The 11,719-nt window shown below is 70.7% G+C and carries 6 protein-coding genes; 3 read left to right on the top strand and 3 right to left on the bottom strand.

Going from position 1 to position 11,719, the window contains the following annotated elements; all coding sequences use genetic code 11:
- Positions 1-76 precede the first annotated feature (76 nt).
- Entirely contained in the window at positions 77-877 is an 801-nt protein-coding gene (locus OZ403_RS14295; RefSeq protein WP_268784418.1) for an NRDE family protein, read from the top strand.
- Between the two features lie 24 nt (positions 878-901).
- On the opposite strand, the gene OZ403_RS14290 is transcribed toward OZ403_RS14295, so the two are convergent.
- From OZ403_RS14290 to holB, 3 genes are read right to left on the bottom strand one after another with little or no spacing between them, the layout of a single operon-like run.
- Positions 902-1,360 (bottom strand): hypothetical protein, encoded by a 459-nt coding sequence (locus OZ403_RS14290; protein WP_140854096.1) that lies wholly within the window; start codon positions 1,358-1,360, stop codon positions 902-904.
- A gap of 11 nt (positions 1,361-1,371) precedes the next feature.
- Positions 1,372-2,706, bottom strand: coding sequence for a DNA polymerase III subunit delta (gene holA / locus OZ403_RS14285; RefSeq protein ID WP_140854094.1), 1,335 nt, complete (start codon positions 2,704-2,706; stop codon positions 1,372-1,374).
- Complete coding sequence (gene holB, locus OZ403_RS14280) at positions 2,703-3,737, bottom strand: DNA polymerase III subunit delta' (protein ID WP_140790327.1); 1,035 nt, start codon at positions 3,735-3,737, stop codon at positions 2,703-2,705. Before holB ends, holA begins: the two co-directional genes overlap by 4 nt.
- On the opposite strand from holB, the gene OZ403_RS14275 reads away from it, so the two are divergent.
- The gene (locus OZ403_RS14275) at positions 3,736-5,313 is read left to right on the top strand and encodes a mechanosensitive ion channel family protein (protein WP_140790326.1); all 1,578 of its coding nucleotides are present in this window, start codon (positions 3,736-3,738) and stop codon (positions 5,311-5,313) included. The two genes, holB and OZ403_RS14275, sit on opposite strands and share 2 nt — an antisense overlap.
- A 128-nt stretch (positions 5,314-5,441) precedes the next feature.
- Positions 5,442-11,705, top strand: a complete 6,264-nt coding sequence (locus tag OZ403_RS14270; protein ID WP_268784417.1) for a type I polyketide synthase — start codon at positions 5,442-5,444, stop codon at positions 11,703-11,705.
- The last annotated feature ends 14 nt before the right edge of the window (positions 11,706-11,719 follow it).

Here is an 11,719-nt window from a genome sequence, read left to right as displayed (position 1 = left end):
GCCGAGGTCATCGACGGCGTGAGGACCGCGGGCACGAATGCGCCACGGAGCCGGAGATGTTATCGACCGGATACGCATGTGCACCATCATCATCCTGCGCCACGTCCACCCCAAATGGCCGCTGGTGCTCGCGGCCAACCGGGACGAGTTCTACGCCCGCCCTGCTACTGGCCCCCAAGTTCTTCTGGAGTCCCCGCTCGCCGTGGGCGGCCGGGATGAGGAGCGCGGTGGGACGTGGATGGGTGTAACCCACGGCGGATTGTTCGTCGGCCTGACGAACCAGCGGGGCGAGCGAGGCCAGGGCCCGGCTCCCCGCTCAAGGGGCGAGGTGGTGCTCAAGGCCCTCCAGGCCGGCAGCGTGGAGGCCGTGGACCGATACCTGGATACCCTGCCAGGGGATGAGTTCATGCCCTTCAACCTCCTCTATGGGGACGCCCAGCAGCTGCGCGTGGCCTACGCTCGGAGGACGGACCGGCAGCTGCGGCGGGAGGACGTCCCCCCGGGGGTGCATGTCCTGCCCAATGACGTGCTGAACGCCCCCGAGTTGCCCAAGGTGGAACGGGCCCGGCTGCTGACGACCGAGGTGGCGAAGAAGCCCTGGCCGGAGCTGGAGGCGGGCTTGAAGGCAGTGCTGTCCGACCCGACCCTTCCCGCCGAGGAGCTGATTCCGCCCCCTGGGACCGGCGAGGACCTGCCCCGCGACTTCCTGCAACGGCTCCAGGCGCTCTGCATCCATACGCCGCTCTACGGGACACGCTCGTCCGCCGTGGTGGCGCTGGCGCCGGGGCGTGTCGGGCACTACCTCGCCTCGGACACAGCACCGTGTCAGGGGCCGTGGAAGGACGTCACGGGCCTGCTGACCGGGCCCACCGAGTGACAGGCGGCGGGGACTCCAGCGCCCTCAAGACGCAGCGGCGCCATGCTCGCCCACGATGACGCGGGCCCGCCCGTCCATGGAGAGCTTCACCTCCTCCACGGTGGTGAAGCCCGACTCGCGAGCCAGCTCGGCCAGGTGCCGCATCCACGGGTTGTAGGGCATGCCGTTGTCCGAGCAGCACGGCACCACGGCGAAGGGCAGCCGGTGCGCCGCCGCGTACTGGATGATGATGCGGGTGGCGCCATCCGGGTGCATGCCCACCACCAGCTCCGCCTCACACGGCTCCTCCAGGGTGAAGATGCGCTGGGCGTAGGTGACGGGCAGATGCTTGTGCCGCAGGTCGAAGGTGGTGACGGCGCGGCCTCGCTTCGTCAGTGCCTCGTTGAGCTTTCCCTGCCCGCCCGCCACGTCGAAGACGCGCGGCGCGTTGAAGCGCTCCACCAGGAAGTCCGCGAAGAGGTCGAAACGACGCTTGTCCGCCATACGCGCCTCCTCTAATAACCCGCGCCGTGCTGGCGCACACACACCGTGGCCAGCAGCCGCTCGATGACCAGCCGGCCGTTCGCCGACGACTTCAGCGCCAGGTCCGCCTCGGCGCAGGCCACCAGCGCGCCCAGCAACTCCCGCCGCTCATAGCCCGCCGCGGCCTTCATGCTGAACGTGAGCGCCCACGCGTTGGGCATCTTCCGCTTGCTGCCCTTCAGCTCCGCTTCCAGCCGGGGGAAGACGCGCGCCTCCACGTCCTTCGCGGTGCGAGGCGGATTGCCTCCCGAATAGCGCCACAGCCACTCATGGCTCTCCAGCAGGCCCCGGACGATGGAGGCGACCGCGCCCAGCAACTGCAACGCGTGCGTCCCCTGCCCCATGGCGTCATTCGCGTAGGACAGCGCCCCGCCGAAGTCGCGCTTCTGGAGCGCCTCGGACAGCTCGAAGAACTCCTCCTCGCGCGCGTGGTGGACCAGCGCGGCCACGTCCGCCCGCTCAATGGCGGGCCCTTCCGAATACGTGGCCAGCTTCTCCAGCTCGGACTGGAGCAGGCGGATGTTCCCGCCAATGCGCTCCTTGAGTTCGTCCAGCGCACCGGGGCCCAGCTTCTTCTTGAAGGGCGCCAGGAACTCCTTGGCGATGTCCGTCAAGTCCAGGTCCTTGTGACGCGCCGCCACCTTCCGCTCGACGACGTAGCCCTTGTCGTGGGCCAGCTTCACCAGCGGATTCTTGGCGTCCATGTCGGACGCGGCCAGCACCAGCGCATGGCCCGCCGGCACGCCCTTCTGGATGAGGTCCAGCAGCGCCGAGGCATCCCCCTCCGGCGCGGAGATACGCTCCTCGCGGCAGAAGGCGGCCGCCTCCTTGAGGAAGGCGATGTCCACGTCGGCCAGCTCGACGTTGAGCTCGTCCTTCCACTTCTCCACGGACGGCGCCCCGGGAGTGCCCGGGTCCAACTGCTCCACTCCCCAGCCAGCACGGGCCGCCAGCGCCAACAGTCGCCGCGCGCCCTCCTTCCGCTTGCCCGCCTTCCACGCCTCGCGTGCCTTGCCCAGCGCGTCCCCTCGCCCCTTCTTGGGCGCCAGGAACTCCGGGTCGCGGACCAGCACCACCTTGCGGCCGGGGAACAGCGGCAGCGTGGCCAGCTCCTGCGCCACCTCGCGCGGGCTGCCCGCGTCCAACACGGCCAGGTTGAGGCCCATGGCCGCGTCGGGGACGAGCAGCTTCACCAGTTCGTCAGCGCCCTTGCGGACCAGGAACTCCTCGCCCACCAACAGGTACACCGGGGCGACCTTGCCCCCCTTCACGCTGGCCAGCACGTCATCCATGTCACTGGCGCTCATCGCGACGTCTCCGTGAACAGGTCGATGAGCATCCGCTCCAGTTGGAGCCGGGGCGCACCGTTCCGGGCAATGGAGGCCCGCGCCGCATCCAGCAGCGAATGCCGGCGGTGCAGGAGGATGTCGGACGTGCGGCCCGCGACCTGCCGAGCCAGCTCCACCAGGTCGCGGTTAGCCAGCCCCGACTCCAGGCCTGCCTTCACCAGCGCCACGTCACGCGTCCACAGCGCCAGCAGCTCCAGTGTGCTCTCCGCCTCATCGCGCGAGCCACCATGGGCCTCCGCGAAGCGCAGCAGGCCGACGGCGTCCTCGCCGCGCAGGGCCTCGAAGGCGGTGACGATGTCCTTGCGCCGCGACAGCGCGTCCACATCCAGCGCCATGGCCCGGCCCAGGCTGCCACCCGCCATGACCGCCGCGAGTTTGGCCGTCTCCGCGTCCAGCTTGCGCGCCTCGGCCACGCGCTGGGCCACCATGTCCACCGGGAGCGGGCCGAAGTGCACCTTGCCGCACCGGCTGCGGATGGTGGGCAGCAGCCGGTCAATGGCGCTGGCCACCAGGATGAGGGTGGTGTCCGAGGGCGGCTCCTCCAGCGTCTTGAGGAACGCGTTTTGCGCCTGCACGTTCATCGTCTGGGCGGAGACGATGAGCGCCACCTTGCGGCGCGACTCCAGGCCGCGCAGGGCGATGCGCTCCTGAAGCTGGCGCACCTGCTCCACGCGCAGCTCCCGGCTAGGTGTCCCAGTGAAGTCGGACCGGCCCGCCAGTCCGCGGGACACCCGTTCATCGTCTGGCATCACCCAGGTGACGTCCGGGTGGAGGCCCCTTTCCACCCGCTGGCAGCTCGCGCAGGCGCCGCAGCCCACGTCTGGCTGCTCGGGGCACGTGAGGGCCTGGGCCAGCCCGACCGCCGCCAGCTCCTTGCCCACCCCTTCCGGCCCGGCGAAGAGGTACGCGTGGTGGACCGCGCCGCTGCGCAAGGCCGCCTGGAGGGCGTCCACCGCGCGGGGCTGTCCGAGTACCATTGCGAGCGTCATGGCGCGTGTATCCCCGCTCACGCGGCACGCGTCAACGGCCGCCTTGACCCCCGTGGAGATGGCGGGAGACATTCCCCCCGCCTTGCTGCCCTTCCTTCAGAGCAATCTGTCCCTGGCCGTGGGTGCGCTGCTCATCGTCGTGCTGATGGGGGTGCGCGCCACCTCCCATGACGCCGACCTGCGACAGGATTTGAAGAGCGCCATCCGGCTCCTCATCGCGTTCATCGTCCTCCGGCTGGCCACATGGGCCCTGCCCGCGACGGCGCCAGAGGGCCTGCAGAAGGCGCTCCAGGTCAGCTGGATGCTGATGTTCACCTTCGGTGGCATCCGCGCCAGCGTGGCCCTGGCGCTGAAGTTGATCCGGCTGCGCGCGCCGGCGGTGGGCACACCGAAAATCCTGCGCAACGTCATCGACTTCACGCTGTACCCACTGGCGGTGCTGCCGCTCCTGCGCACCCAGTTCAACGTGGACCTGGCGGGCCTGGTGGCCACGTCCGCGGTGCTGTCGGTGGTCATCGGTCTGGCGCTCCAGGAGACGCTGGGCAACCTCTTCGCGGGCCTGTCCCTCCAGTTGGACCGCCCCTTCGAGGTCGGCCACTTCATCCGCATCGGCACACACACCGGACGCGTGGTCTTCATCGGCTGGCGCTCCATCCGCCTGGCGAACTTCCGCCGCGAGGTCATCACGCTGCCCAACAGCATGGTGGCCAAGGAGCTGGTCCTCAACTTCACCCAGGACCTGAACCCCGTCGGCATCGACGTGGAGTTCCGCCTGTCTCGGGACGCCGCGCCCAACCAGGTCAAACACGCGCTGCTGGAGACGATGCGGGAAACCCCGCTCATCCTCCCGGAGCCGTCGCCCATCGCGCGCACGCTGACCTACGAGGATTCCGCCATCCGCTACATGGTGCGCTTCTTCATCGCCGAGTACGGCCAGTCCGACGCGGTGAAGGAGGACCTCCACTCTCGCCTGTGGTACCGGCTGCGCCGGGAGAACATCGAGATTCCCTACGCCCAGCGCACGGTGCACGTGCGACAGGAGACGGCGCGCACGGAGCTGTCCGAGGACACCATCCGCAACCTCCTGGGCGCCGTGGACCTCTTCCAGACGCTGGACACGGAGGAGCTGGACCGGCTGCGGCAGGAGTCACTGGTGCGCCGCTTCGGCGCCGGCGAGCGCATCATCCAGGAGGGCGAGGAGGGGCGGACCTTCTACGTGCTCGCCTCCGGCGAGGTGAGCGTGCGCACGGGGAAGTCCCAGTCGGAAGTCACCCGCCTGGGCCGGGGCAGCTACTTCGGAGAGATGTGCCTGCTGACGGGAGAGCGCCGTTCGGCCACGGTGGTGGCGGTGGAGGACTCGTTGCTCCTCGAAGTAGACCGGCCCACCTTCGCCCGCCTCTTCGCGGAGTACCCCGGCCTGGCCCGGCAGCTCTCCTCCATGCTTGCCCAGCGGCGGACCCAGCTGCGCGCGGTGGCGGAAGCGAGCGGCACGAGCAGCGACGCCATTCCCGCCGAGGTCGGCCGTATACTCGGACGGCTGCGCCAGATATTCGGGCTCAACGCCACACACGAGTAGGCTGAACGCAGCGGGGGGGATGCCGTGACAGACCTCGGTACTCCGGTTCCAAAGCTGGGGCAGGTTCGACCCGCCTCATACTGTGCTGATTTGAACTGCTGGAAGCGGTACTTTCCAGGACTACTGTCATGACGGAAGACGCTGAAGGGCTTTCGGATTCTCCAGACATCGCGGTGGTAGGTATGGCCGCGCGACTGCCTGGAGCGCGCGATGTGGACACGTTCTGGCGCCGCGTGCGCGACGGCGTCGAGTCCGTCACGCACTTCAGTGACGCGCAGCTCTTGAGCGCGGGCGTGGACCCGGCGCTGCTCCAGGACCCGAACTACGTGAAGTCGGGCATGGTGTACGAGGGCCTGGAGGACTTCGACGCGGGCTTCTTCGGCTTCAGCGCGCGCGAGGCGTCCCTCATGGACCCGCAGCACCGCCACTTCCTGGAGGTGTGCTGGGAAGCGCTGGAGCACAGCGGCCATCCGCCGGAGCGCTTCAAGGGGCCCGTCGGCGTGTTCGGCGGCTCGGGCATGAACGCGTACATGCCCTACAACCTCTTCACCAACCCGCAGCTGATGGAACAGGTGGGCCTGTTCCTGGTGCGGCACACGGGCAACGACAAGGACTTTCTCACCACGCGCGTGTCGTACTGCCTGGACCTGCGCGGGCCCAGCCTCAACGTGCAGACAGCGTGCTCCACGTCGCTCGTCGCCATCCACTCCGCCTGCCAGAGCTTGCTGGCGCGCGAGTGCGACCTGGCGCTGGCGGGCGGCGTCACGCTGGAGCTGCCGCACTACCGGGGATACCTGTACCAGGAGGGGGAAATCCTCTCACCGGACGGGCACTGCCGCGCGTTCGACCATCGTTCGCAGGGCACGCTCTTCGGCAGCGGCGCGGGCGTCGTCGTGCTGCGCCGCCTGGAGGATGCGCTGGCGGATGGCGACACCATCTACGCGGTGGTGAAGGGCAGCGCGGTGAACAACGACGGCGCGCGCAAGGTGGGCTACCTGGCGCCGTCCGTGGACGGCCAGGCGGACGCCGTCGTGGAGGCGCTCAACGTCTCCGGCATCAGCGCCGACTCCATCGACTACATCGAATGCCACGGCACCGGCACGCCGGTGGGCGACCCGATTGAAATCACCGCCCTCACCCAGGCCTTCCGCACGCAGACGCAGAAGAGCGGGTTCTGCCGCATCGGCTCGGTGAAGACGAACATCGGCCACCTGGACACGGCCGCGGGCGTGGCGAGCTTCGTCAAGGTCGTCCAGATGCTGCGCCACAAGCAGATGGCGCCCACGCTGCACTTCGAGAAGCCCAACCCTCAAATCGACTTCGCGCGCTCGCCCTTCAGCGTGAACGCGACGCTCCGCGACTGGGCCGCGACCAAGGGCCGTCCGCGCCGGGCGGCGGTGAACTCGCTGGGCGTGGGCGGCACCAACGCACACGTCATCCTGGAGGAGGCGCCCGCGCAGCCGCAGACGTCCTCCGCGCGTCCCTTCGAAACGCTGTGGCTGTCCGCGCGCACCCCCGCCGCCCTGGAGCGCGCCGCCCAGCGGCTGGCCACGCGGCTGGGTGAAGCGGACGCGCCGAACCTGGGTGACGCCTCGTACACGCTGCTCGCGGGCCGCCGCCGCTTCGCGCATCGCCGCGCCGTGGTGGCCTCGTCGCGCGAGGAGGCCGTGCGCCTGCTGTCGCAGCCGGAGGCCGCACGGACGGCCCAGGCACAGACGGAGGCGGAAGGCCGCTCCGTCGTCTTCCTCTTCCCGGGCGGCGGCGCGCAGTACCCGGGCATGGCGAAGGGCCTCTACGAGCAGGAGCCCGTGTTCCGCCGCGCGCTGGATGAGTGCCTGTCGCTGCTCGAACAGCACCAGTCGCTGAAGCTGCGTCCCCTGCTCTTTCCGGAGGCCGGCGCCGAGAAGGAGGCCCGCGCCCAGTTGGAGCAGGCCACCTACGCGCTGCCGGCGCTGCTGTCCGTGGAGCTGTCGCTGGCCGCGCTGTGGAAGGCGCGGGGGCTGACGCCGCAGGCCTGCATGGGCCACAGCATGGGCGAGTACGCCTGCGCCCAGCTCAACGGCGTGTTCTCGGTGAAGGACGCGCTGGGCATCGTCGCCTGCCGTGGCCGCCTCTTCGACCAGCTCCCCGCGGGCGCGATGCTCAGCGTGGAGCTGCCCGAGGCGGAGTTGAAGCCGCTGCTGGGCGAGGGCCTGGACCTGGGCGCGCACAACGCACCGGGGCTGTGCCTCGTCTCCGGTGAAGTGGCCGCCATCGAAGCGCTGGAGGCCCAGCTCAAGGCCCGCGAGGTGGAGGCGCGGCGACTGCACATCCGCGTGGCCGCGCACTCGCGCATGCTGGAGCCCATCCTCGCGCCCTTCCGAGAGTTCCTCGGCACGGTGCGCTTCTCCAAGCCCACCGGACCGTGGATCTCCAACGTCACCGGGGCATGGGTGACGCCCGAGGAGGCCACGTCGCCTGACTACTGGGTGCGGCACCTGCGTCAGCCGGTGCGCTTCGCCGAGGGCGCGGGCGTGCTCCTGGCGGACAAGGCGCGCGTCTACCTGGAGGTCGGTCCCGGCCAGACGCTGACGCAGCTGCTGCGCGCCCAGGTGGAGAAGCCGCAGGCCGAGCAGTTGGTGCCGTCACTGCGGCACCCCAACGACACCGTGGCGGACCTGGCGTTCTTCCAGCTCGCGCTCGGCCGCCTCTGGGCCGCGGGCGTGGACCTGGACGCCGCGGCGCTCTTCGATGGCCAGAAGCGGCGCCGCGTGGCGCTGCCCACATATGCATTCGAGCGTGAGCGCCACTGGGTGGAGCCGGGCAGCGGCACCTTCATGGCGCGGCGCGAGGGTGAGCGCCCGCTGGTGCGTGAAGAGAACGTGTCGCGATGGGGCTACGTGCCGCGCTTCCGCGAGCAGGCCGGCGCGGCGCCCGAGGCACCGGCGGAGAACGAGCGCTGGCTCCTCGTGGGCGAGCAGCACCTGCTGATCAGCGAGCTGGCGCGCGAGCTGTCGGCGCGCGGCGCCCAGGCGATGCGCGTGCTGCCGGGCGATGCCTTTGGCCGCGCGGACGAGGGTCACTTCACCCTGCGGTTCGACGCGCGCGAGGACTGGGAAGCGCTCTGGGATGCGCTGGGCGCCGAGGGGCGCGTGCCTCCTCGCATCGTGGACGTCACCGCCCGGGACATGGCCCCGCTGGGTTGGGAACGCTCGGTGTCGCGGTACTTCCTCACGCCGCTGGCGCTGATGCAGTCCCTGACCTCCGAGTCGCTGCCTCCGGGCCTGCGCTACATGCGGGTGACCCAGGAGGCCCTGCCCGCCGAAGGACACGCCACGAGCCCCGAGCAGGCGCTCAGCTTCGGTCCGCTGCTCGTGGGTCCGAAGGAGCTTCCCGAGCTCAAGGCCCGCGTGGTGGACCTGCAGCTGGTGGTCAACGTGATGGGCCAGGCACGGGAGCTCGCGGACGAGCTGCTGCGTCCAGACGTCGAGGCGCCGGTGGCGCTGCGCGGTGGACGCCGGCTGGTGCAGGTGGTGGAGCGGACGGCGCTGGACGAGGGCCCGACGCCGCTGCGTGAGCAGGGCGTCTACCTCATCACGGGCGGCCTGGGCGGCATCGGCCGCACGCTCGCCGAGCTCTTCGCTCGCAAGGTGAAGGCCCGGCTCGCGCTGGTGTCGCGGTCGGCGGCCAGCGCGTCACACGCGGAGCTTCAGCGCACGTTGGAAGGCCTTGGCGCGCAGGTGCTGCTGCTCAAGGCGGACACCACGGACGCTGGCCAACTGCGCGCGGCCATCGCCCAGGTGCGGGAGCGCTTCGGCGCCTTGCATGGCGTGGTGCACGCGGCGGGCACGCTCGAGGACGGGCCGCTGGAGGCGAAGACACGCGACTCTGCCCTGCGGGTGCTCGCGCCCAAGGCGATGGGGGCGCTCGCGCTGGAAGAGGCGCTGCAAGGCGCGGCCCTGGACTTCTTCGTCAGCTTCGCGTCGACGAGCGCGTGGCTCGGGCCCCCGGGGCAGGTGGACTACGTCGCCGCCAACGCGTACCTGCTGGCGCAGGCGACGCGGCTGGAGGCCACGGGCATCGCAAAGCGCGCGCTCGCGTTGGGCTGGGGCGTCTGGCAGGAGGTCGGCATGGCCGCGGCGCAGCTCGCGCCGCAGCTGCCGCCCGGTGAGTCCGTCAGCCACCCGCTGCTCCAGCGGCGCGTGGAGGCCCCCGAAGGGCACCACGTCTTCCGCGCCATCTACGACGCGAAGGCCCACTGGGTGCTGGATGAGCACCGCATGCGCGGCGGAGGCCCCGTCCTCCCCGGCACGGCCTACGTCGAGCTGGCCCGCGCCGCCTGGGCGCTGGCGCGTCCTGGCGAGCCGCTGGAGCTGTCGCAGCTCTCGCTGGTGTCGCCGCTGGACGTCCCGGACGGCGAGGTACGGGAGGTGGAGATCGGGCTGGCGCCGGAGGGCGACGGCATCACCTTCCGCGTGCGCAGCCGCGCGGCCGGCAACGCGTGGACGGAGCACGCCACCGCGCGGCTCCACCAGGCCACGGGCCAGCGTCCCGCGGCGCTGAACGTGTCCGCGGCGAAAGCCCGCTGCGGTGAGCGGCCGCTGACCTTCGGCGAGGGCGAACAGTCCCTGCCGCAGGACGCGCTCATCGCGTTCGGTCCGCGCTGGAAGGTGCTGCGCAGCGCGGGCTTCGGCACGTCCGAGGCCCTGGGCCGTCTGGAGCTGCCCGCCGCCTACCGAGAGGACCTGTCGACGTACGGGATTCCGCCCGGGCTGCTGGACATCGCCTCCGGCTTTGCCTTCTCCCTGCTCCCCGACGCGGGGCAGCCGGGGAAGCTGCACGTGCCCGTCTCCTACCGGCAGCTCCAGGTCTGGGGCCCCTGGCCCCAAGTTGCGCTGAGCCACGTCCGCGTGCGCCAGGAGGAAGGCCGCGGCGCGCTGCTCGACGTCACGCTCACCGACACGGACGGGAATGTCTTCTGCGCCATCGAGGGCTACCTCGTCGCGTCCGTCGAGGCGCGGCGTTTCGGCCGCTCGCCTCAGAAGAAGGGCTCACTGCTGGAGAGCTGGCTACCTTTGGGCATCAAGCCGGCGGAAGGTCAGGACGCCTTCCTGCGCGCGCTGGCCCTCAAGGACACGCCCGCGCTCTTCGTCAGCTCCATGGACCTGCACACCCTCGCGGCCCGCATGCGCCCGAAGCAGGAGGCGAAGCCCGCGGCGGCCGCGGCCACGGCCCAGGCAGGCGCGCCGTCCGGTGTGGCGGCCGCGGATGCCCCACGCGACGACGTGGAGCGCAAGCTGGCGGAGCTGTGGCAGCAGCTGCTCGGTGCGCCGAAGGTGGGGCTCAAGGACAACTTCTTCGAGCTGGGCGGACACTCGCTCATCGCGGTGCGCCTGTTCGCGCGCATCAAGAAGACGCTGGGCGCGGACCTGACGCTCGCCACGCTGTTCGAGGCCCCCACGCTGGAGCAGTGCGCCGCGCTGGTGCGGGAGGCCGCCGGGATTCCCTTCACGCCGGACGCCGCTCCGGGTGACGCGACGCCGGCCGCGCAGGCCCCAGGCGTCAAGGCGACGCCGAAGGCATGGTCTCCGCTGGTCACCATCCAGAAGGGCGGCAATGCCCTACCCTTCTTCTGCGTGCACGGCGCGGGCGGCAACGTCCTCAACTTCCGCGAACTGGCGCAGACGCTCGGCAAGGAGCAGCCCTTCTACGGGCTCCAGGCGCGCGGCGTGGACGGCAAGCTGCCTCCGGCCGACAGCATCGAGGAGATGGCGTCCATCTACCTGGAGGGCATTCGTCAGGTGCAGCCCCACGGGCCCTACCTGCTCGGCGGCTACTCCGGCGGCGGCGTGGTCGCCTACGAAATGGCGCAGCGGCTGCACGCGCTGGGCGAGCCGGTGGCGCTGGTCGCGTTCCTGGACACCTTCCATCCGTCCACCCAGGAGCGGCGCCAGTCCCTCAATGAGCGCCTGCGGGAGCTGCGCCGGGAAGGCGCGGCCACCTACGTCAGCCGGAAGCTGCGCACCAAGGTAGAGCGCGACGGCACCCGGCTGTTGAGCCAGCTCAAGCTGCGCTGGTACGAGCAGCGGGGAGAAGCGCTGCCCATCGAGCTGCGCAACCTCCAGCTCACCGAGCGCTTCCAGCTCCTGGCCAGCCGTTACGTCCCGAGCCCCTACGCCGGTCCCGTGACGCTGTTCCGCGCGCAGGAGATTCACGCCATCTACGCGCACATGGGCACCAGCCTCGGTTGGGAGCCGCTGGTGCCGGCGCTGAACATCCGCGAGGTGCCGGGCGACCACGACAGCCTGGTGCGCGAACCCAACGTCCACGTCCTGGGGCGGCTGCTCCGCGAGGCCTTGGACGACGCACAGCGCGGCACGCGTGACGAGGCGCGCCGGGTGGGAACGAAGTGAGGGGGGCGCGATTC

The sequence above is a fragment of the Myxococcus sp. NMCA1 genome, from assembly GCF_026810205.1.
Lineage (GTDB): Bacteria > Myxococcota > Myxococcia > Myxococcales > Myxococcaceae > Myxococcus > Myxococcus xanthus_A.
The sequence above is the reverse complement of the archived record's forward strand: the minus strand, read 5'-3'. Positions and strand labels throughout refer to the sequence as shown.

Bases quoted from the DNA above. Each gene is read 5' to 3' on its own strand.
- OZ403_RS14295 (WP_268784418.1), top strand. From the start codon at position 77: ATGTGCACCATCATCATCCTGCGCCACGTCCACCCCAAATGGCCGCTG.
- OZ403_RS14290 (WP_140854096.1), bottom strand. From the start codon at position 1,360: ATGGCGGACAAGCGTCGTTTCGACCTCTTCGCGGACTTCCTGGTGGAG.
- holA (WP_140854094.1), bottom strand. From the start codon at position 2,706: ATGAGCGCCAGTGACATGGATGACGTGCTGGCCAGCGTGAAGGGGGGC.
- OZ403_RS14275 (WP_140790326.1), top strand. From the start codon at position 3,736: ATGGCGCGTGTATCCCCGCTCACGCGGCACGCGTCAACGGCCGCCTTG.
- holB (WP_140790327.1), bottom strand. From the start codon at position 3,737: ATGACGCTCGCAATGGTACTCGGACAGCCCCGCGCGGTGGACGCCCTC.
- OZ403_RS14270 (WP_268784417.1), top strand. From the start codon at position 5,442: ATGACGGAAGACGCTGAAGGGCTTTCGGATTCTCCAGACATCGCGGTG.